Source organism: Halorubellus salinus, assembly GCF_020567525.1.
Classification (GTDB): Archaea; Halobacteriota; Halobacteria; order Halobacteriales; family Natrialbaceae; genus Halorubellus; species Halorubellus salinus.
The window spans coordinates 746,769-766,718 of record NZ_JAJCVI010000002.1; the positions used below are offsets into that span (position 1 = coordinate 746,769).

The window sequence follows — 19,950 nt, forward strand, 5'->3', positions numbered from 1 at the left end:
CCCGCAACCCTCAAGCCCCGACGTCGCCTCCCCCACTCGAAGGAGGTGAAGCAACCAATGACGTGTCTCCGATGTACCCACCCCACCAACCACACGGGCGGGTCCACACACTGCACGCACTGCGGCTGGCGCGAATCCAGCGGCGCAGACTAACCGTCTTTCTCCTGCGGAGGGTCACCTCGCGCCCTGCGGGCGCTGCGGCGACCCCAGTCGCCGGCGCTCCGCGCCGACTGCCAGCGGCCCCTCCGGTCCCGCACGGCTCGACCCGGTGAACCGACGGCCGCCGGACGCTTCTCCAGGACCGCACCGCCACCGCGACCGCTACCGCAACCGCACAGCGACCGCGGAGGTTTACGCCTATTTGACATCCTCCCCGCGCTAAAGCGCGAGGATTCCTCCGTTGGGGGTTCGGCTACCGACCCACGGAGGCAACTTGCGGGTTTGTGCGCACTTCTTTGGGACTTTCGTGAGGGTGTGGTTTCCCCGACCAGTTGTGGTCGTCCCACTCGAATCCCACGGGCCGTGCCATCGGCCTGACTTCCGTATCGCTGTTTTCACGAAGGAACGTCTCTGACGCCGTGAGGTCGGCGTGACCCTCGAATCCGCATGGACACGTCAGCGTATCTCCGTGGCGAACCGTCTTCTCGTGGTCGCCACACTCGGGACACGTCTGACTCGTCCACGCTTCCGACTCAACTTCGAGGGAGATGCCGTACTCCTCACAGACACACGCGAGACGGTCGCTGAACTTCTTGAACGCCCAGAAGTTATGCGTCTTCTCGTTCACTCGCATCGACCAGTGCGTTTCCAGCACGTCGGTCAAGTCGCCCACGTACACCGTTGCCACTCCCTCGTCGTACAGTCGTTCAACGAGGTCGCGTACCAGCGCGTTCTGTGCGTGGTCACGACGCTTCGTCCGCTGTCGGTACAGCCGCCGAATCCGCTTGGAACTGTAGCGTCCCTCACGGAGTTTCGACTGGAGGCGGGCGATCTCGTCTGTTGTCTCGCGGAACTGTCCGAACAACTCCCGACCGTCGTAGAGATACTGGTTCCCAGTGGTCGTGGAACACGCGACGAGATTGTTTGCGCCAACGTCGAGGGCGGCTTCTTCCGAAGCCAGTGGTGAGTCCAGTCGAGAATCAGGGACGGTGACTGGTTGGAAAGCCCTGAACGTGTCGCTGACCTCGTCGTATTCGAGTTCCAGACGACCCTGTTTGCCGTCCCACTTCGGGTTGCCTTGGACTTCGAGGCGGAGTCGTTCGTGGTAGCCGAGTCCGTATTCGTCTTTCAGTTCTTGCCCGACGGGGATTTCGAGACGGCTTCGCGTGCTCCACTGAATCGTGTACTGGTTGTTTCGGATGTAGGTACGGAGTTCGCGTCCGTCCTCCTCGTTGCCCCAGTACGACGGCGGGTTGGCGTCCTCGCCTTTCTCCGTGAGGGCGAAGAACGACCGCCACGCTTCGCTGTTCTTGCGCGTGACCTGTTGGACGGTCGCGCTACCGACGACGCCGTTGTACTGTCCACGGTATTCGGAGGTGTCCCACACGTCGCCGTCACCGAAGTAGTTCTGACGACGTTCGTAGGTCAACTCGTTCCACAGCGAGGCGGAGGCGTCGAGTAGCCGTAGGAGGCACTCTTTGTCGTTCTCGGTCTGTGGAACGACCTCGAAGGTGTTGACGCGCTTCATTCGTCGTCACCTTCCTGTTCAGCGATGTACTGTTCGACAGCGCCTTTCGATGCGCTTCCCGCCGTACCGACGTAGTAGGAGCGAGTCCACTTCACGCGGTCGTCGTACCGTTGGTTGTACTTGCGGGCGGAGATACCCTTGACCCAGTTGACGATGAGGGATGGGGCGTTCTTCGGTGGACTCCCGATGAACAGGTGTACGTGGTCGGGCATGACCTCGGACTCGGCCAGTTCGAGGTCTTTGTCCTCACAGATTTCCGCGAAGATGGTTTCGAGACGTTCCTTCGTCTTCCCCGTCAGGTGCGAACGTCGATACTTCGGCACGAACACTATGTGGTAGTAGAGTTCGTATTTCGCGTGACGGGTACTCTTTACCATCTATGCATACTATCAAGGTTGGTCGGCTTAAAGACTGCGTTGGAACCCCGTCTGTGCTGTCGTCGTGGTTGAATACTGTTGGTCGGCTTCATCCCCGCCCTGAAGGGCGAGGCTTTTGCCTCGAACTTTCCGTGACGGGTAAACCCGCTGGTCGGTGGCAGCCGACAGCACCGGTTCGGCCGCTCCGTCGGTCGTCCCTCGCGATCAGTCGGTCACTCCTCGGGGTCGACGACCTCGGTCGCGCTATCGAGCGACGTCCGGCGGCCCGTCACGCTCTCCGCGTCGAACCGGTACAGCGCCGCGTCGAGGTCCTGCACGGTCTCACCGAAGATGCGCATCGGCCCGAACCGCTCGTTGATCGCCGTCGCCGACGCCTCGCCCTCCCGAACCAACTCACCGCGGAGCAACACGCTCCAGGACTCCTCCTCGCCCGCATCGTACACCACCAGCGACGCGGACGCCGTCGCCTCCAGGAACTCCAGCTTCTCGCTCCCCTCGCGCTCGCCGAGCCGAACGAACACGTCCTCGCCGTCGAAGTGCACGTGCACCGGCACCCCGTACGCCTCGTCGTCCCTCGCGAGCGACAGCACGCCCGTCTCCGCTCGCGACAGGTACTCTTCGACCTCCGCCTCGTCCATCCCGAGCGTGTACACGAACTCGACGTTCCTCATACCGAACACTACGCCCGCCACGACCATAGCACCACCCCACGAACCCACCGCGCGAGAACCACCACCGATACCAACCCACGAAGAAACGCCACCGCACCGCTCCAGAACAGAACCAGACCAGCAGAACAGCACCGCACCACCGCATCAGCACCGCGTCAGCACCACACGACCAGAAACGGCCGCCTGGCGGCGGCCGTATGCTCGTCGAGTCGGTTACCGTTCGTCGAGTGCCACGAAGTCCTCGTGCTCGCTGCCGACGTAGCGAGCGCGCGGCCGGATGAGGCGGTTGTCCTCGTACTGTTCGAGGACGTGCGCAATCCAGCCGCCGACGCGACTCATCACGAAGATGGGCGTGTAGATGTCGATGGGGATACCCATCTGGTAGTACGTCGAACTCGAGTAGAAGTCGACGTTCGGCGCCAGACCCTTCTCGTCCATGATGTACTCCTCGATGCTCGTCGAGTACTCGTACCACTTCAGGTCGCCCGCCGCCTCACCGAGCTCCTTCGAGCGCTCGCCGAGGATCTTCGCGCGCGGATCCTTCACGTTGTACACGCGATGCCCGAACCCGGGGACGCGACGGCCTTCGTCGAGGAGGTGCTCGACCCACTCCACGGGCTCCATGTCCGTGTCGTCGAGTTCCAGGAGCGCCTCCATGACGTCCTGGTTCGCGCCACCGTGCAGGCTCCCGGAGAGCGCGCCGATACCGCCCGTGATCGACGAATGCAGGTCCGCGAGCGTCGACGAGATGACCATCGACGTGAACGTCGACGCGTTCAGGCCGTGGTCGGCGTGCAGGACGAGCGCCATGTCGAACGTCTCCGCGAGCACGTCGTTGGGCTCCTCGCCGTTCAGCATGTAGAGGAAGTTCGCGGCGTGAGAGAGGTCCTCGCGCGGCTCCACGACGTCTTCGCCGTTCCGCACGCGGTCGTACGCCGCGAGGATGGTCGGGATCTTCGCGGTGATGCGCCGACCCTTCCGGAGGTTCGCCTCGCGGTCCGTCGGGTCCGCGGCCGCGTCCGGGTCGTACGCGGAGAGCTGCGAGACGCCTGTGCGAAGGGCCGCCATCGGCTCCTCGTCCTGCTCGGCGAGCTCGCGGACGGTGTCGATGACGCCGTCGTCCACGTGGCGCTCCGCGGCCATCGTATCACGGAACTCGTCGTACTGCTCCCGATTCGGGAGCTCCCCGTGCCAGAGGAGGTAGAGGACTTCCTCGTAGCTGGCGCCGCGAGCGAGATCCTCGATCTCGTACCCGCGGTAGATGAGTCGTCCTTCGTCGCCGTCGATGAAACTCAGCGCCGATTCAGCGACCAGGACGCCCTCCAGCCCCTTCTTCAGGTCGTCAGACATACCGTGAAGCTTGACGGGGGTGGCCGAAAAGGGTTGTCGTTCACGACGTAAGCCCCGCGAAGTCGGTTGTTCGGCGTTTCACTACGAATCCAGTTCTCGTCGTTCGCCGCGGTCGTCGACCGTGGGACGCGGGCGAACGCTTTTTTCGCGGCCCGGCGTTGGTCCAGGTATGACGGGGAGCGTCGAGTACGAACCGGTGAGCGTGAAGGCGGTGCTCGCGGAGATGAAGGACACCGCCGAGCTCATGATCGACCTGTCGTACTCGGCGGTCCTGTTCGGGAGTCCAGCGGTCGCGGAGGAGGTGCTCGCGCTCGAGGACCGGATGGACGTCCTCCAGATGCGAGCGCGGATGAGCTTGCTCGTCGCGGCGCGGAGTCCGGAGGACGCGGAGGCGCTCGCGCCCGTGCTCGCGGTCGTCGGCGCGACCGAGAAGATCAGTGACGCCGCGGGAGACATCGCGAAGGTCGTCCTCGAGGAGATCGGGTTGCCGGACGCGCTCCGGTCGGTGCTCCCGGAGGCGGTGGAGACGGTGGCGCGCACGGACCTGGTCGCCGATTCGCGGTACGCGGGGCGGTCGCTCGCGGACGTGAACCTTGAGACGGAGACGGGCGTGCGCATCATCGCCATCCGACGTGGCGGTGGGCGAGCGCACGAGAACGACGGGCCGTCGACGGGGCGAGCGGGCGGGAACGACGAGGCAGCGTCCACGACGCGGGAGGCTGCGGAGCGCCCGCCGGGTCGCGGCGACTGGCTCCTGAATCCCGACCGCGATACCGTCCTCCAGACCGGGGACGTGCTCGTGCTCCGGGGGCCGGACGACCAGGTGGCGGCGGTGTCGGAGACCGCGTCGGGCGAGCCCTACGAGCCGCCGGCGGACGTCGAGGCCGGTATCGACGATCTGGAGCGGGCGGTGGACGCCATCGTCCTGATGAAGAACGTGAGCGAGGTCGCGGTGGACCTCGCGTACGGCGCGGTCCTCTACGATAGCGCGGACCTCGCGGAGGAGGTCTCGGAGCTGGAGGCGGAGGTCGACGCGCTGGAGTCGCGGTTCGAGGCGTGGACGCTGCGCGCCGCTGCCAGGGTCGACGACCCGGTGTCGCTCCGCGGGCTCGTGCATCTCGCGGGGTCGACGGAGGTCATCAGCGACGCGGCGCTGGAGATCGCGGAGGGCGTCCTTCGTGGACTGGGCACGCATCCGGTGGTCGCGGAGGCGGTGTTCGAGAGCGACGAGGTCGTCGTCCGCCTCGAGGTCGCGCCGGACAGCGCGCTCGCGGGGGCTACGCTCGGCGAGCGCGAGGTCGCGACGGAGACGGGGATGCGCGTCGTCGCGGTCAGGCACCGGGACGAGGACGGCGGCGAGTGGGAGCCGTCACCGGGCCCGAAGACGAGGCTCCACACCGGCGACGTGTTCGTCGCGAAGGGGACGCGGGCGGGCGCGGAGCGACTCGCAGCGCTCGCTGGCGACGAATCTCTGGAAGTGGACTGACGGACTCCGTCGAGCGTACGGCCGCCCCCAGGCGGCCGTTTCTGTCTGCTGGATTACTGAGCGGGTTTCGAGTCTCAGACGGGGCGTTCGGGGTAGGTGCCGGGGTCGCGGGCGACGGCGACGCCGAGGAGGAGCCAGGCGACGCCGAGGACGACGAGCGCGCCGAACGCGGCGACGGCCGCGGTCACGGTGACCGTTGCAGCGATGACGAGCCCGCCGGCGATGCCCGCGAGCGTCCCGGCGCCGGCCGCGAGCGTGCCGAGGTCGGCGTGTCGGGCGAGCGAGTCGGCGAGGACGGCGGTGCCGACCGCGAGCACGACCGTCCCGACGGCGAAGAGGCTGGTCGCGCCGGGGGCTGTCGCGGCGAGGAACGCGTCCGTTTCGAGGAACGTGGCGACGTGAACGAGGGCGGCGCCGGCGAGTGCGAGGACGGCGCCGGCGTTCGCGACCCGTGGTCGTGCGAGGACGTGGTCGAACGAGTCGGTTCCGTTCCCGCCGGTGCCGCCGACGCGAGCGAGCGCGCTCCACGCGCCGAGGGCGAGCGCGAGCACGGGGAGCGGGAGCGTCGCGAGGACGACCGTCTCGACGCTCGCGGGGGCGACGTCGGCGGTCACGGCGAGCGCGAGCGCGCCGGTGAGCGACCACCACGCACCCCCGATGGCGGCGACGATGGCGCCGCGGCGCGTCCACTTCGCGTAGTCCATGACGCGACCGGCAACCGCGCGAACCGCGAGCGCGCTCGCGACGAGGAGCGTCGCAGCGGTCGCGACGACGAACGCGAGCGCGACGTACAGCACCGGGGACTCGGCGCGCGCCGGCGTCCCAGGGTCGACGAGCGGGAGGACGACGAAGAACCCGAACACGACCGCTGCGAGCGCGAGGCCGACCGCGAGCCCGCGCTTGGCGTGGTCGACGACGCCGAGCGCGTCGACGAGTCGCGCACTCGGCGGTCGCTCGGGGCGGTCGTCGACCGCGCCCGTCCCGCCGTCGCTCGCGGCGGGCTCCTCGGCGTCCGGCGACGTCGACGAAGCGTCTGACACGCGCGACGATACGGGTGGCGCGCACAAAGCCCCGACGATTCCCGAGCGCGACGCGGCGGCCGCGGGACGTCACGGCCTCCGGTTCTCCCGTCACCCCCGTGCATCCGAACAATAAAGGCACGTCGGGCGCTCCGTTCCGGTAATGACGACGCTGGGCAGCGCGACGGCCGGCCCGGGCGAGGTCGACACCGGGCGGTTGACCGTCGGCGAGACGCGAGACGGGAGCCCCATCGGGCTCCCGGTCTGCGTCATCAACGGCGCCGACGACGGACGAACGCTCTACATGCAAGCGGCGAGCGACGGCGACGAACTCAACGGCGTCGGCGTCCTCCGCGAGGTCGTCCCCCGAGTCGACCCGAGCGAGCTCGCGGGCGAGATACGTATCGTCGGCATCGTGAACTATCACGCGTTCCAGGTTTCGAAACACCGGAACCCCATCGACGATACGAAGATGAATCGCGCGTACCCCGGCGACACCGAGGGGTCCTCGAGCGAACGCATCGCCGCGGCGACGTTCGACGTCGCTCGCGACGCGGACCTCGTGCTCGACCTCCACCAGGGGTCGACGAGTCGGATGATAAACGAAGCCCGGGTGCGTTGCGGGCGACGACATCGCCTCCACCAGAAGTGCCTGGAGCTCGCGAAGGTGTTCGGCGCCGGCCACATCCTCGACCAGAAGGGGCCGGACGGCCAGCTGGCGCGTGCCGCGCCCGACGAGGGCGTTCCGACCATCGACCCGGAGCTCGGCGGGAGCGTCGGGTTCGACGAGGAGTCGATCCGGGTCGGGGTCGACGGCGTGTTCAACGTCCTCCACTACTACGACTTCCTCGAGGGCACCGCCGAACAGGCGACGCAGACGCGCGCGAAGAGCTTCGACCAGTACGGGTCGCCCGCGGGCGGGCTCGTCGACTTCCACGTCGACCTCGGCGAGGACGTCTCCAGGGGCGACCGGTTGTTCACCGTCACCGACCCGTTCGGGACGCGGAAGGCCGAAGTGACCGCCGACTCCGCCGGCGTGTTCTGGCGGACGCGACGCCTCCCGCAGGTGGCGTCCGGCGAGTACGTCTGCTCGGTCGGCACCGACATCGACTCCTACTAGCTATGGTACGCGACCTCATCTGTCCGAGCTGTGACGCGACGTACGACGCCGACGTCGACGAACCGTGGCGGTGCTCGTGCGGGCACGCTCTGGACCTCGCCGACCAGCCGGTGCCCGGCGGCGACCCGCTCCCGGTATCGCAACTGGATACGCGCCGGGGGCTGTGGACGTTCCACGAGTTCATGCCCGTCGAACGTCGCGTGAGCTTCGACGAAGGGTTCACGCCGCTCGTCGACGCGCCCGACTGGGGCGCGGACTTCAAGCTCGAGTACCTGTTCCCTTCCGGGTCGTTCAAGGACCGTGGGGCGACGACGACGCTGTCGCGCGCCGTCGACCTCGGCGTCGAGAAGGTCGTCGAGGACTCCTCGGGGAACGCGGGCGCGGCGATCGCGACGTACGCCGCTCGCGCCGGCATCGAGGCGGACATCTACGTGCCGGCGGACGTGAAGCAGTCGAAGCTGATGGCGATCCAGCGCGCCGGTGCGCGCCCGGTTCGCGTGGAGGGAAGTCGCGAGGACGTCACGGCGGCCGCGATCGACGCGGTCGAGGACGGCGACGGCTGGTACGCGAGTCACGCGTGGAACCCGGCGTTCTACGCGGGCACGATGACGTTCGCGCTCGAGGTCGTCGCGCAGCGCGACTGGGAGGCGCCGGACGCGGTCGTCCTCCCGTGCGGCCACGGCACGCTCCTCCTCGGTGCGTACCGCGGGTTCGACGTGCTCGCGGAAGCGGGTATCATCGACGACGTCCCGCCGCTGTTCGCCGCGCAAGCTGCGGGGTACGCGCCCGTCGTGGAGGCGCGCCACGGCGAACTCGGGACGACCGAGGTGCACGGCGAGGACGAACCCGAAGCTCCGAACGAGATCGCGGACGGCATCCAGATCCGCGAGCCGGCGCGGATGGACGAGATCCAGCACGCGATCGAGTCCTCGGGCGGTGACGCCATCGCACTCGGCGAGAACATCGTCGAGAACACGCTCGACGACCTCCACCGCGACGGCTTCTACGTCGAACCGACGTGCGCCGTCGCGCCCGCTGCCCTCAGGAAACTCCAGGACGCGGACGTCCTTCACGCCGACCACGACGTCGTCGTTCCGCTCACCGGCAGCGGCCTGAAGACCCTCTGAATCCCGCCCTCGCTCGAAGCCCTCCCGACTTTCATCGATGATGACCTACGAAGCGACGTACTGTCCGCGCTGTGGCATCGAACTCGACACCAGGCACGTCGACGGCCGCGACCGCAAGTACTGCGAGGGCTGTGACCGCGTCGAGTGGCGGAACCCCGTCCCGGGCGCGGGCGTCGCCGTCGTCGACCCCGACCGCGGGGTGCTCCTCGCGCAGCGTGCCATCGAACCGGGCGTCGGCGAGTGGGTGGTTCCCGGCGGCTACATGGAGGTCGAGGAGACCCCGGCGGTCGCGGGGACTCGCGAACTCGAGGAGGAGACGGGCGTCCGCGTCGACCCCGACGCCGTCGAACTACTCGGGACGTTCACCGCGACGCCGTTCGACGGGAAGCACGTCGTCTCCGTCGGGTACGCCGTCCACGCTCGTCACGCGACCGGGACGCCTCATGCCGGCCACGAGGTCCAGGCGGTCGGCTGGTTCACGCCCGAGGAGTTCGCGGCCAGCGACCACGTCTTCCACGACCCACACGACGAGCGGTTCGAGCGCGCCTGGACGCACGTCACCGGCGAGTAGCCCGGCCGCGGCCGATCGGTGTGCTGCGAGCAAGGGTTAGGTCCGTAGCGCGTCAGTTCCTGCATGACGTACGACGACGGGCTCGCGCACCGGGTCCGGGAGACGCTCGGCGACCGCCACGGACTCACCGAGAAGGAGCTGTTCGGCGGTATCGCGTTCATGCTCGAGGGCAACGTGGTCTGCGGGGTCGCCGACGACGCGTTCGTGGCTCGCGTCGGCGCGGACGCGTACGACGACGCGCTCGCGGAACCGCACGCTCGCGAGATGGACTTCACGGGGCGACCGATGACCGGGATGGTGTTCGTGGACCCGCCCGGGATCGCGAGCGACGACGCCCTCGGATCGTGGGTGGACCGGTGTCTGGCGCACGCGGAATCCCTTCCGGCGAAGTAGCCGACGGCCGCATCCGACCCGCTCGGGTCAGCGCTCGGGGTGCGTGAGCGCGTCGAACCCGCCCCTGACGAGTGGTTTCGAGAGGTGGCGGCGCGCGCACGGCGGCACCTCGTACCAGCCGCGTTCGAGGTCGCGTTCGAGCGGCACCTCGACCTTCCCGGGCGCGCTCGTCGAGCAGTCCCGGCAGCGATAGCCCTGGTCGCGGCCCGCGGACTTCATCGACCGCCCGCACTCGGGGCAGTCCGGCGTCGCGGGTTCGGTCTCCACGCGCTCGCGGAGCGCGAACTTCTCGAGCTTCAGCGTTCCGTCGCCAACCTCGCCGCAGACCGTGACGCGGTCGCCTGGAACGAGCGAGCGCACGCGGTCGCGAAAGTGCTTCGTCGGCTCGAACGCCGCCGCCTCGCGGACGACCGACTCGTCGTCGCCAGTGCCCACGGCAGCGTCTGCGCCGGCGAGCCCGACGAAGACGTGCCCGCCGCGGCGCGTCTCCGGGTCGCTCGCGACGACGGCGTCGACGCGGTACGCGCGGTCGTCCCGAAGGTCGGCGAGGGACGTTCCCGTCCGGAGGTGCGCGTCCGTTCCCTGGTTCGTGACGAACGTCTCGCGCGACCGGACGGGCTCCGTCCCGGCCGCAGCGGTGGTGTCGTCGACCACCCGACTGCAGGCACTGGCGTCGTCCCCGCGGACCGCGAGCAGGATGGGGCAGGGCGTCCGTGGAACGCACACGAGGTCGCCGGTCTCGCGGTCGACGGTATCCCACGCGTCGGGGTACGCGCGGTCGGCGGCCGCGAACAACGCCTCGGCGTCCACGTCGCGGTCGGTCCCCCAGCGGTCGCGCTCGCGGTACGCGATGTGCTCGGTCGTCCAGTCGTCGAACGCCCGCGACGCACCGACCGCCGCGAGCGCGCCGACGACGCCCTGTCCGTCGCCCCAGGACTCGACCGCGAACCCGCAGTCCGCCGCCAGCGCCCGCGCGTCCGCCGGGTCGTGGAGCTCGCGGACCGCGTCCGCCGCGAACGCCCCGACCGCGTCCGGGACCGCATCGCGGTCACCTGGGTCGCCGGCGGCGACGACGAGTCCCGGGTTCGTCTCCGGAGCGTCCACCCGCGCACAGTCGTCCACGACGTCGCTCGCGACGCCGCGAGCGACCGCGACCGGCGCGTCGGTATGCACCGCGAGCGCCGCGTTCCCTCGCGTCTTGTGTCGGACCGCCGGGTTCAGGCGGGCGAGCACGACGCGGTCGACGTCGTGACCGCGGTCGCGGAGCGCGGCCGCTATCGAGTGCGCGACGTACGTCGTGCACATCCCGCTCACTCGCGAGTCGGTGTCGTCGACGCCAACGACCGTCATCGGGAGACCGTACGGCCTCGCCCCGACAAACCCGTTTCGGGCTGGCTGCGTCGACCATCGACCGGCTCGCGCCCCACCACGATACTACTTAAGTGATTCGCCGGGGGGATCGGTGAATCGCCCGACTGGACGCGTCTGCGCGCGTCACAACGCATATATGGCATCGCCAGCTTACGTGTGGGTATGTCCCGGGAGGCACTACTGGGGAACATCACCGCGATGCTCGGCGACGCCGGGTTCGTCGTGAGCGACCGGTGCGCGGTTCGCCCCAAGAGCTTCGACCTGGTCGCCCGCCGCGGCGAGGAGATCCTCCTGGTGAAGGTGCTCGCGAACGTGGACGCGCTGGACGCCGCGACGGGCGCGGAACTGCGTCGCCTCGGCACGTACCTGGACGCGACGCCAATCGTCGTCGGGTTACGGACGCGCGACGAGGACCTGAAGCCGGACGTGACGTACTTCCGGCACGGCGTCCCCGTCATCTCGCCGGACACCGCCGTCCAGTTGTTCGTCGACGGCATCCCGCCGCTCATCTACGCCGCACCAGGTGGGTTGTACGTGACGTTGGACGGTGACTTGCTCGCGAACGAACGCCAGGAGGCGGAGATGAGTCTCGGCCAGCTCGCCAAAGAGCTCGGCGTGTCGCGACGCACGGTCTCGAAGTACGAGGACGGGATGAACGCGAGCGTGGAGATCGCGCAGCGATTGGAGGAGTTGTTCGACGCACCGTTGACGGCGCCGGTCGACGTGATGGAGGGAGCCGAGGAGGTCCGGGAGGCGGACCCGATGCCGGAGGACCCGGAAGCGGACCCGGACGACGCACCCGTCGTCGCGGTCCTGCGTCGTGCCGGGTTCAGCGTGCATCCGACGCTCCGTGCGCCGTTCAAGGCCGTGAGCGAGGACGAGGAAGGCAGGGGTCGTGGCGACGCGGAGTCGACGGTCCTCACGGGTCACAGCGAGTTCAATCGGACCGCGGAGAAGCGCGCTCGCATCATGGCCTCGATCGGGAACGTGACGCGGACGCGGTCGGTGTACTTCGTCGACCGGTCCAAGCGCGAGAGCGTCGATGGCACCGCGATCATCGAGATGGACGAGGTCGAGGACGTCGACGACGCGGAGACGCTCCGGGACATCATCCGGGAGCGCTCCGACGTCGAGGAACCCGCCTGACTCGCCCGCTCGAAGCTGGTTCTGGCGTCTCTCGTTGTTCGATGCAGGGACGTGGGCGAGAGCGGTAGCTGTCGCGCGAATCGACTCGGTGAGAACGCGGTGGTCGGCGCCTCAGGCGGCGGCGTCGCCGTAGGTCTTCTCGAGGTACGCGACGATGTCGTCGGATTCCGGCATCCCCTCGACGTCGTGTTCGGTGTCGACGAGCACGGGAACGCCCGTCTGGCCGCTGACGGCCTTCACCTCGTCGCGCTTTGCGTGCGAACTCGGGACCTCGTGGGATTCGTACTCGAGGCCGAGTTCGTCGAGCTTCGAGATCACCTTCGCGCAGTACGGACAGCCCGGGAGTTCGTAGAGTTCGAGTGTCATCGGTCGAGGGAACGAGTTCCGGGGACAAGAGGAGCGTGGTCGCGTGCACGTATCGTGCAGGAGCGACGGGCTCGGTGGTCGCGGCTCGCGACGCGATTCAGGAGTCAGTTCGCGACGCGGTCGCGGATGCGGGCGAGGCGGGCGCGCTGCCAGTACGCGAGTTCGCCGACGGTCCACGCGACGGCGAGGATGCCGGCGACGGCGAGGGCGACGAACGCCCACGGGTCGAGCCAGACGGGACGCACCCACTCGGAGACGACGTCCCACTGGTCGGCGAACGCGTTCGCCCCGCCGCCGACGACCGGGAGTTCACCGAACGTTCGCGTCACCCAGTCCGAGAAGCTCAGCGACCCGCCCGTGCCGGGGACGAGGCCCGCACTCCCCGAGAGCTGGTACGACCCGCTCGCGCCCATGTCGCGGATGGTGGGGCGGGACGCGTCCATCGCCTCGTCGCCGTACGCGGCACGTTCCACGTCGTACGGCGCCCACGGTGCGAGCGTCTCCCAGACGATCTCGCCGGACGGCGTCACCTCGACGACGCGATGGTTCTGGGTGTCGACGACGAGCGTGTTCCCGTTCGGGAGGCGGTCGGCGTCCCGCGGCCAGTCGAACTGGCCGTTCCCGACCTCCCACACCTGATTCCAGTCGCAGGTGCCATTCGCGTACCGGGACTCGCACGCGTACTCGACGACGCGGTCGTTCTCGGAGTCGGCGACGAGGATCGTCGGGGTGCCGTTCTCGCTCTCGAGGTACGTCGGGTTGTGCTGTTCGTCCATGATCTCGTGGTTCCCGTCGGCCCCGAGGCGCATCGTGACGTTCTTCGTGGACTTGTTCACGACGATGACCTGGTCGAAGTTCCGCGGGGAGAGCATGTACTCGCCGGGCGCGATCTTGTCGATGTCGTTGACGTGCGACCAGTCGCCGGTGTTCGAGATGCCGTCGTCGGTGCTGGCGGGGTAGTGGTCGGCGAAGTCCCACTCCCACGTGCGTTCGTCGGTGGTGAGGTTGTAGATGAACGCGCCTTCGTCGCTCGTCGACCCTTCGCTCGCACGGAGGTGCGCGACGAGGAGCTGGTCGCCGTTGATGAGGTCGACGTCGTGCGTGTCCGTGATGTTCAGGGTCTCCTGCCAGACGCGCTCCCTGGTGTTCGGGTCGAACTCGTAGACGAGCGTCTTCCCGGGTTTGGTGTTGACGGCGAGGAGGTTCCCGTTCGGGAGCGGGTCGACGTCGTAGAACCACGAGACGCTCTCGCCGCCGTCGTACACCCACTTCGTGCTGGCGCGTTCGTCGAACGCGACGAGTCGCGCGGGCTTCTTCCGGTTGCCTTCGCCGTCGAAGTGGAAGCCTTGCACGGCGACGTACGTGGTGCCGTTCGCTTCGCTTTCGACGGTTCCGGCCTCGAGTTCGGGGGGCTCGTAGTTCGCGCTCGTGACGCCGGCGCCGACCACGAGCGCCAGGACGACGACGGCGAGGAGCGCCCTGAGCTTGTGGCGACGTGGCGCGTCCACGAGAGCGGAGCGGACGGACATTAGACGTAGGAAACGGGACGGTCGGTATAAGCCTCGTGGTATCCGGTGACGGTGCTGGGGGAAGAACCGACGACGGGAGCGGGTTCAGGCGAGCGTGTTCGTGCGGACGACGTAGTAGACGACGACCGCGATGGCGAGCAGCCACTGGCCGACCTGGACGTCGTCAGCCTCGCCCTGAGCGGTCTTGACGAGCGGGTACGTGAGGAGGCCGGCGGCGATGCCGGTGGCGATCGAGTGCGTGAGCGGCATGAGCGCGATGGTGAGCGCGCCGGGAATCGCGTGTGCGTTGTCGCTCCAGTCGATGTCGGTGACGTTCCGGAACATGAACACGGCGACGATCATGAACGCGACGTAGGGTGCGTACGCCGGGAGCGCCGAGAGGAGCGGGATGAACGGGAGCGTGAGGAGGAAGAGGCCGGCGACGACGAGCGTCGTGAAGCCGGTGCGGCCGCCTTCCTCGATCCCGGTCGAGGATTCGATGAACGTCGTGACGGTCGAGGTCCCGAGGATGCCGCCGACGGTGGTCCCGACCGCGTCGGCCATGAGGGGTTCGTCGATGTCGGGGACTTCGCCGTCTTCGTCGGTCATGTCGGCGGCGCGCGAGAGGCCGACGAGCGTGCCGGCGGTGTCGAAGAAGTCGACGAAGAAGAACGTGAACAGCACCATCGCGAACGTGAGGCCGGAGACGTCAGTGAAGCCGGTGAGGAACGCGCCGACGAGCGGCGAGATGTCGTACGCTGCGGCGTCGTACGTGATACTGCTGATGCCGGGGGCGAGGGCTTGTTCGGCGAGCGTGTAGAACTGGCCGACCTCGTTGGGCGCGGGTTCGAAGCCGAGTGCGGCGGCGGCGTATCCGAGGACGGCAGTGCCGGCGATGCCGAGGACGATCGACCCGCGGGTGCCGCGGGCGTAGAGGACGAACGTGAGGAGGATACCGAGGATGGAGACGACGGCGACGGGGTCCTGGGCGAGGATGGGGTTGAACGTGAGGATGTCGACGGCGTCCTGTGCGGTGATCCGCATGAACTGGAGGCCGATGATGGCGAGGAACAGCCCGATACCCGGGCCGACGCCGGCTTTGACGGGTTCGGGGAAGAGGTTGATGACGTACTCGCGAGCGCCGACGGCGGTGAGGAGGATGAAGAGGATGCCTTCGAGGAAGACCGCGGCGAGTGCGGTCTGCCACGTGATCCCGAGTGCGGGGGAGAGGACGACGGTGACGAAGAACGCGTTCAGGCCCATGCCCGAGGCGAGGCCGAACGGTCGGTTCGCGTAGACGCCCATGACGAGCATCGCGGCGACGGCGGAGAGGATCGTCGTCACTGCGAGGAGGGGGATGTGCATGCCGTCCGCGACGCCGAGTTTGTCGGGCGTGATGGCGGCGGAGAGGACGAGTGGGTTCACGATGATGATGTAGCTCATCGTGAGGAACGTCGTCAAGCCCGCCAGGAGTTCGGTCGTGTAGTCTGTACCGTGGTCGTCGAAGCCAAAGTACGCGGCGATGCTTTCACCCAGAGCCATGATTCACGTTCGACCAACTCAAGACCATTATCTTAAATGCTTTCGATTGAGAATCGGCGTCTCTATCCACGAACGTGGATAGAAAGTGGTTTCTGACAGATTCCGTTCCGAGACCTGTCTGAGGAATCCGAAGTATCAGCAGCGGTCAATCCCACGTCCCGCCGGAGACTGGTTCGGTCCCGCGGCGCGACGAGCACGACGGTACCACGCCGAGCACCCGGTCAATCCACGCACCGGTCGCTGCTCCGAGTCAGTCCACGCGCCTGCTGCCGGTGGCGGTCACGTCGACGCCGGGACTGTAGTAGTGCGGGCCCTCGCGGTCGGGGACGGGGAAGCCGTTCGCCTCGAACACCTGGTTCTCGCGGACGTCGACCTCGACGGTCGCGAGCGGCCAGCGCGGGTGCTGGATGCCCGCAGAGCGCAGTTCGCCGCCGGGCGTCTCGGTGTAGTACCGGTAGCGCTCGGTGAGGAACTCCGCGAGCGTCCCGGGCCGAGCGTCGAGCGCGTCCTCGGGGTCGCCGCCGAGGCCCGCCGCGGGCTCGCTCGTCGGGCGGTACGTCGCGTCGAAGTTCACGGGCCGAGCGCCGGGATGCGTGCGTCGGGACGCGAAGTGGACGCCGCCACCGTCGGCCTCGTCCAGCGAGATGTTCGCACGGTAGTACGGGAGGTGATGGAAGGCCCGTGCGGCGGCGACGCCGAGGTCGCCGTCCGCGTCGAGACTGTAGAAGTAGACGCCGGGCGCGCCGCCACCGTCCTCCTCGGTGCGCCGGACGTACGTCCGCAGGTTCAGTTCGGGGAGCGCGAACCCGAGCTGGCGCGGGAGGCCCTTCGGGCGGACCGCGACGTTCGTGAACGGCACCACCGACAGCCACGCGTCGCCGTCGTACGTGTCCACGGCGAGCGCGTCCGGGAGGCGTTCGTCGACGACGGCCGGCTCCACCGGATAGTTCAGGAACGCGAGGTTCCGCCACCCCATCGCCACCGGTAGGTCGGGGAACATGGTCGACGGTACGGGCCGGAGGCCCGTAAGGAGGCCGCTCGTCGAACCCGGCTCGGACGATTATTTATACGTGGTGGCGCCGAAATCGCTGGCAGATGGACGTCGCCGACCTCCCACTGGACGACAAGTTCGTCGCGCACTTCGAGTCCCAGGGCGTCGAGGAGCTGTACCCGACGCAGGTCGCGGCCGTCGAGGCGGGCGTCTGCGACGGCGAGCGCGTGCTCGCGGCGATCCCGACGGCGAGCGGGAAGACGCTCGTCGCGGAACTCGCGATGCTGACAGCGGACGGCCCCGCCCTGTACGTGGTGCCGCTTCGCGCGCTCGCGACCGAGAAGTTCGAGGAGTTCGACGCGCTCCCGGGGGTGAGCGTCGGGATGGCGACCGGTGACTTCGACGCGACCGACGAGGACCTCGCCGAGCACGACGTCGTGGTGGCGACCAGCGAGAAGGTCGACTCCGCCATCCGGAACGGCGCGAACTGGGTGGCGGCGCTCTCCTGTGTCGTCGTCGACGAGATACACCTCCTCGACGCCGAGGGACGCGGCCCGACGCTCGAGGTCACCATCGCGAAGCTCCGCCGGTTGACGCCGGACGTCCAGCTCGTCGGGCTGTCGGCGACCGTCGGGAACGCGCGAGCGATCGCGGACTGGCTGGACGCGGCACTCGTCGCGTCGGACTGGCGGCCCGTGGACCTGAAGACGGGCGTGTACGCCGACGACGCGATGCGCTTCTCGGACGGCGAGGTCCGACGGGTGCCCGCGGGCGACCGGGGGGCGGCGCGGGCGCTCGCGTCGGACGTCGTCGAGGGCGAGGACGGCCAGTGCCTCGTGTTCGTGAACTCGCGCCGCGGCGCACAGGACCTCGCGAGCACGCTCGTCGACGAGTTCTACGCGACGCCCGCGGACGTCGCGGAGGAACTGCAGTCGACGGCCCGCACCGCGACGGGCGTGGAGCTGGCGCGCTGTGTCGCCCACGGCGTCGCGTTCCACCACGCGGGCCTGGCGAGCGAGCAACGCCGGGTCGTCGAGCGCGCGTTCCGCGACCGCGACCTGAAGGTCATCGTCGCGACGCCGACGCTCGCGGCGGGCGTGAACGTCCCCGCGCGCCGCGTCGTGGTGCGCGACCACGAGCGCTGGAACGGCTCGGAGATGGAGCCGCTGTCCGTGCTCGAGGTCCACCAGATGTTCGGGCGTGCGGGCCGTCCACACCTCGACCCCTACGGGGAAGCGGTCGTCGTCGCGGAGAGTCACGAGGTCGACGACGTCCGCGAGCGCTACGTCGACGCGGAGCCAGAACCGGTGCGGTCGAAGCTCCGGAGTCAGCGCGCGCTCCGCACGCACGTCCTCGCGAGCGTCGCGAGCGGGTTCGCGGACTCGCGGGCGGCCATCCTGGAGCTGCTCGACGAGACGTTCTACGCGCACCAGCGGCGCGAGGGCGTCGACGGCGACGGCGGTGAGACGGGCGACGGCGACGCCGGGGGGGAAGTCGACGACGGCGAGGACGGCGGTATCGACGACGTCGTCGACGAGGTGTTGACGTACCTGGACGCGGTCGGGATGCTGGCGCGCGAGGGCCAGTCGGTCCGTGCGACGCCGCTCGGCGACCTCGTGTCGCGCGTGTACGTCGACCCCGTCACCGGGGCGAGCGTCGTGGAGGCCCTGGAGCGCGCGTCGACGCTCCCCCACGTCACCGCGCTCACCGTGCTCGAACTGGTCTGCGATACGCGGGACATGCCGACGGTGTACGTCCGCGACGACGAGGCGGGGCAGGTGAGCGACGCGGCGATGCGCCGGCGCGACGAGCTCGCGCGGGACGTGATGGACTTCGACGGCGACTACCAGGCGTGGTTGGACTCGCTGAAGACCGCGCTTCTCCTGGAGGACGTCGCCGACGGGATGGACGTGGAGTCGCTCAGCGAGCAGTACGGCGTCGAGCCCGGTGACGTCCGCCGCTCGGTCGAGCGCGCGGAGTGGCTGCTGACCGCGACCGAGAGCCTCACCGAGCACGTCGACGCCGACCTCTCGAACGTCGCCGCCGTCATCCGCGAGACGCGCGACGAACTCGTCGCCGTCGACGTCTGACTCGACCGCTCGCGCTCGCGGCGCGGGCGTTCGCGGTCAGAACTGCGTGAGGGCGCCGACGGGTGCGTCCGTGTGGTCGCGGGCGCGGTCGACGCCGTCGTCGCCGACGGCGATGAGCGCGAACACGCCGACGACGTCCGCGCCGGCGGTGTGCGCGATGTCGAGGAGGAGCTCCTGGGTCTCGCCGCTCCGGATGAGGTCGTCGACAACGAGCACGGAGTCGCCGTCGTCGAGCGCGCGCTCGGGGAGGTAGTAGGTGAGTTCGATGCCGGACTGGAGGCGCTGGCGCGCCTCGACGAAGTCCTCGACGGCGGTCTCTTTCGTCTTCTTCGCGTACGCGCACCGGGCGCCGAAGTAGCTCGCCATCGCGGCGGCGAGCGTGATGCCGTCGGTGGCGGCCGTGAGGACGACGTCGGGCGCTTCGAAGTCGAACGCGTCGGCGGCGACGGGCGCGGCGAGGTCGAGGAACGACTGGTCGAAGACGGCGGCGGAGTTGTCGACGTAGCCCTCGTCGTCGACGCGCACGCGCTCCTCGAGTTCGGCGGCGAGTTCGTCGCGGCCGACGCCCTCGACGACCTCGCGGGCGCGGTCGGCGCTCGGGAGGACGTGCCCGTTCACGTACCGGTTCAGGTCGCCGGCGGGCAGGTCCGTAAGGGCCGCGAGCTCGTCGTACGTGCGGGTCTCCTTGAGCATCCGGAGGACGGAGACCGCGCGAAGCTGGAGTGCGGCCTTCTCTGCTCGATTCATGGCCGATATGCGCGGTTGCACAACTATGAATACATCGAATCGGAGAGCGAGGACTGTACGCACGTCCGTGCAGGAGCGGTGGCTGGTTGGCGACGGCCAGACTCAGTCGAGGACGAGCGCGAGGACGAGCGCGACGGCGGCGACGACGGCGACGACGGCGACGACGGGCGTCCCGCCGGCGCCCGCGAGGAACGCGGCGGCGGCGACCGCGAGCCCGACGGCGCCGACGAGCGTCGCGTCCCGGACGTGCGCGAGGGCGACCCCGCGGTCCGCTGCCGTCCCGACCGCTTGGTCGACCGCGAGCGCGTACGACGCGGCGTCCCACGCGACGAGCGCGCCCCACGCGCCCAGCGCCGTCGCGACCGGCGCCGCGCCGCCGAGTCCCGCG

19 protein-coding genes are annotated in these 19,950 nt (G+C 69.0%); 7 read left to right on the forward strand and 12 right to left on the reverse strand.

Annotated elements, in window-relative coordinates; all coding sequences use genetic code 11:
* Positions 1-412: 412 nt before the first annotated feature.
* The 4 genes from LI336_RS08265 to citZ all read right to left on the reverse strand — a co-directional run bounded on the left by LI336_RS08265 (position 413) and on the right by citZ (position 4,085).
* The gene (locus LI336_RS08265) at positions 413-1,687 is read right to left on the reverse strand and encodes an RNA-guided endonuclease InsQ/TnpB family protein (protein ID WP_227132629.1); all 1,275 of its coding nucleotides are present in this window, start codon (positions 1,685-1,687) and stop codon (positions 413-415) included.
* Complete coding sequence (gene tnpA, locus LI336_RS08270) at positions 1,684-2,064, reverse strand: IS200/IS605-like element ISHla16 family transposase (RefSeq protein ID WP_227132631.1); 381 nt, start codon at positions 2,062-2,064, stop codon at positions 1,684-1,686. The genes LI336_RS08265 and tnpA overlap by 4 nt, the downstream gene beginning before the upstream one ends.
* Before the next feature lie 212 nt (positions 2,065-2,276).
* Positions 2,277-2,735: a pyridoxamine 5'-phosphate oxidase family protein gene (locus tag LI336_RS08275; protein WP_227132632.1), complete on the reverse strand. Its 459-nt coding sequence runs from the start codon at positions 2,733-2,735 to the stop codon at positions 2,277-2,279.
* A 213-nt stretch (positions 2,736-2,948) separates the two neighbouring features.
* A complete protein-coding gene (gene citZ / locus LI336_RS08280; protein WP_227132633.1) occupies positions 2,949-4,085 on the reverse strand; it encodes a citrate synthase in 1,137 nt (378 codons plus the stop codon).
* 169 nt (positions 4,086-4,254) lie between these two features.
* Between citZ and LI336_RS08285 the strand changes: the two genes are divergently transcribed.
* Entirely contained in the window at positions 4,255-5,571 is a 1,317-nt protein-coding gene (locus tag LI336_RS08285) for a potassium channel family protein (RefSeq protein ID WP_227132634.1), read from the forward strand.
* Between the two features lie 74 nt (positions 5,572-5,645).
* On the opposite strand, the gene LI336_RS08290 is transcribed toward LI336_RS08285, so the two are convergent.
* Positions 5,646-6,611, reverse strand: a complete 966-nt coding sequence (locus LI336_RS08290; protein ID WP_227132635.1) for a DUF7536 family protein — start codon at positions 6,609-6,611, stop codon at positions 5,646-5,648.
* A gap of 142 nt (positions 6,612-6,753) precedes the next feature.
* On the opposite strand from LI336_RS08290, the gene LI336_RS08295 reads away from it, so the two are divergent.
* From LI336_RS08295 to LI336_RS08310, 4 genes are all read left to right on the forward strand, one after another.
* Complete coding sequence (locus tag LI336_RS08295; protein WP_227132636.1) at positions 6,754-7,710, forward strand: succinylglutamate desuccinylase/aspartoacylase family protein; 957 nt, start codon at positions 6,754-6,756, stop codon at positions 7,708-7,710.
* Between the two features lie 2 nt (positions 7,711-7,712).
* Positions 7,713-8,837 (forward strand): pyridoxal-phosphate dependent enzyme, encoded by a 1,125-nt coding sequence (locus LI336_RS08300; protein ID WP_227132637.1) that lies wholly within the window; start codon positions 7,713-7,715, stop codon positions 8,835-8,837.
* A 37-nt stretch (positions 8,838-8,874) separates the two neighbouring features.
* Positions 8,875-9,408: an NUDIX hydrolase gene (locus tag LI336_RS08305; protein WP_227132638.1), complete on the forward strand. Its 534-nt coding sequence runs from the start codon at positions 8,875-8,877 to the stop codon at positions 9,406-9,408.
* A 63-nt stretch (positions 9,409-9,471) separates the two neighbouring features.
* A complete protein-coding gene (locus tag LI336_RS08310; protein ID WP_227132639.1) occupies positions 9,472-9,801 on the forward strand; it encodes a TfoX/Sxy family protein in 330 nt (109 codons plus the stop codon).
* Between the two features lie 27 nt (positions 9,802-9,828).
* On the opposite strand, the gene LI336_RS08315 is transcribed toward LI336_RS08310, so the two are convergent.
* The gene (locus tag LI336_RS08315) at positions 9,829-11,151 is read right to left on the reverse strand and encodes a tRNA(Ile)(2)-agmatinylcytidine synthase (RefSeq protein WP_227132640.1); all 1,323 of its coding nucleotides are present in this window, start codon (positions 11,149-11,151) and stop codon (positions 9,829-9,831) included.
* A gap of 183 nt (positions 11,152-11,334) precedes the next feature.
* Between LI336_RS08315 and LI336_RS08320 the strand changes: the two genes are divergently transcribed.
* Positions 11,335-12,318, forward strand: a complete 984-nt coding sequence (locus tag LI336_RS08320) for a transcriptional regulator (RefSeq protein WP_227132641.1) — start codon at positions 11,335-11,337, stop codon at positions 12,316-12,318.
* A 111-nt stretch (positions 12,319-12,429) separates the two neighbouring features.
* Here the strand turns inward: LI336_RS08320 and LI336_RS08325 are convergent, their stop codons facing one another.
* From LI336_RS08325 to LI336_RS08340, 4 genes are all read right to left on the reverse strand, one after another.
* Positions 12,430-12,684: a glutaredoxin family protein gene (locus LI336_RS08325; protein WP_227132642.1), complete on the reverse strand. Its 255-nt coding sequence runs from the start codon at positions 12,682-12,684 to the stop codon at positions 12,430-12,432.
* A gap of 104 nt (positions 12,685-12,788) precedes the next feature.
* A complete protein-coding gene (locus tag LI336_RS08330) occupies positions 12,789-14,213 on the reverse strand; it encodes an arylsulfotransferase family protein (protein WP_227132643.1) in 1,425 nt (474 codons plus the stop codon).
* Between the two features lie 84 nt (positions 14,214-14,297).
* Positions 14,298-15,734, reverse strand: coding sequence for an NCS2 family permease (locus tag LI336_RS08335; RefSeq protein WP_227132644.1), 1,437 nt, complete (start codon positions 15,732-15,734; stop codon positions 14,298-14,300).
* A 250-nt stretch (positions 15,735-15,984) separates the two neighbouring features.
* The gene (locus LI336_RS08340; RefSeq protein WP_227132645.1) at positions 15,985-16,734 is read right to left on the reverse strand and encodes a YqjF family protein; all 750 of its coding nucleotides are present in this window, start codon (positions 16,732-16,734) and stop codon (positions 15,985-15,987) included.
* 95 nt (positions 16,735-16,829) lie between these two features.
* Here LI336_RS08340 and LI336_RS08345 point away from each other — a divergent pair, with 95 nt between their 5' ends.
* Positions 16,830-18,815 (forward strand): DEAD/DEAH box helicase, encoded by a 1,986-nt coding sequence (locus tag LI336_RS08345; RefSeq protein WP_227132646.1) that lies wholly within the window; start codon positions 16,830-16,832, stop codon positions 18,813-18,815.
* 36 nt (positions 18,816-18,851) lie between these two features.
* On the opposite strand, the gene LI336_RS08350 is transcribed toward LI336_RS08345, so the two are convergent.
* Positions 18,852-19,562 (reverse strand): phosphoribosyltransferase family protein, encoded by a 711-nt coding sequence (locus tag LI336_RS08350; protein WP_227132647.1) that lies wholly within the window; start codon positions 19,560-19,562, stop codon positions 18,852-18,854.
* A gap of 102 nt (positions 19,563-19,664) precedes the next feature.
* Positions 19,665-19,950 (reverse strand): DUF7519 family protein (locus LI336_RS08355; RefSeq protein WP_227132648.1); only part of this gene is annotated, 286 nt, incomplete at its 5' end.

What these genes read in the sequence shown, in the direction of transcription:
- LI336_RS08265 (WP_227132629.1), bottom strand. Translation starts at nt 1,687, where the DNA reads ATGAAGCGCGTCAACACCTTCGAGGTCGTTCCACAGACCGAGAACGAC.
- tnpA (WP_227132631.1), bottom strand. Translation starts at nt 2,064, where the DNA reads ATGGTAAAGAGTACCCGTCACGCGAAATACGAACTCTACTACCACATA.
- LI336_RS08275 (WP_227132632.1), bottom strand. Translation starts at nt 2,735, where the DNA reads ATGAGGAACGTCGAGTTCGTGTACACGCTCGGGATGGACGAGGCGGAG.
- citZ (WP_227132633.1), bottom strand. Translation starts at nt 4,085, where the DNA reads ATGTCTGACGACCTGAAGAAGGGGCTGGAGGGCGTCCTGGTCGCTGAA.
- LI336_RS08285 (WP_227132634.1), top strand. Translation starts at nt 4,255, where the DNA reads ATGACGGGGAGCGTCGAGTACGAACCGGTGAGCGTGAAGGCGGTGCTC.
- LI336_RS08295 (WP_227132636.1), top strand. Translation starts at nt 6,754, where the DNA reads ATGACGACGCTGGGCAGCGCGACGGCCGGCCCGGGCGAGGTCGACACC.
- LI336_RS08300 (WP_227132637.1), top strand. Translation starts at nt 7,713, where the DNA reads ATGGTACGCGACCTCATCTGTCCGAGCTGTGACGCGACGTACGACGCC.
- LI336_RS08305 (WP_227132638.1), top strand. Translation starts at nt 8,875, where the DNA reads ATGATGACCTACGAAGCGACGTACTGTCCGCGCTGTGGCATCGAACTC.
- LI336_RS08310 (WP_227132639.1), top strand. Translation starts at nt 9,472, where the DNA reads ATGACGTACGACGACGGGCTCGCGCACCGGGTCCGGGAGACGCTCGGC.
- LI336_RS08315 (WP_227132640.1), bottom strand. Translation starts at nt 11,151, where the DNA reads ATGACGGTCGTTGGCGTCGACGACACCGACTCGCGAGTGAGCGGGATG.
- LI336_RS08320 (WP_227132641.1), top strand. Translation starts at nt 11,335, where the DNA reads ATGTCCCGGGAGGCACTACTGGGGAACATCACCGCGATGCTCGGCGAC.
- LI336_RS08325 (WP_227132642.1), bottom strand. Translation starts at nt 12,684, where the DNA reads ATGACACTCGAACTCTACGAACTCCCGGGCTGTCCGTACTGCGCGAAG.
- LI336_RS08330 (WP_227132643.1), bottom strand. Translation starts at nt 14,213, where the DNA reads ATGTCCGTCCGCTCCGCTCTCGTGGACGCGCCACGTCGCCACAAGCTC.
- LI336_RS08335 (WP_227132644.1), bottom strand. Translation starts at nt 15,734, where the DNA reads ATGGCTCTGGGTGAAAGCATCGCCGCGTACTTTGGCTTCGACGACCAC.
- LI336_RS08340 (WP_227132645.1), bottom strand. Translation starts at nt 16,734, where the DNA reads ATGTTCCCCGACCTACCGGTGGCGATGGGGTGGCGGAACCTCGCGTTC.
- LI336_RS08345 (WP_227132646.1), top strand. Translation starts at nt 16,830, where the DNA reads ATGGACGTCGCCGACCTCCCACTGGACGACAAGTTCGTCGCGCACTTC.
- LI336_RS08350 (WP_227132647.1), bottom strand. Translation starts at nt 19,562, where the DNA reads ATGAATCGAGCAGAGAAGGCCGCACTCCAGCTTCGCGCGGTCTCCGTC.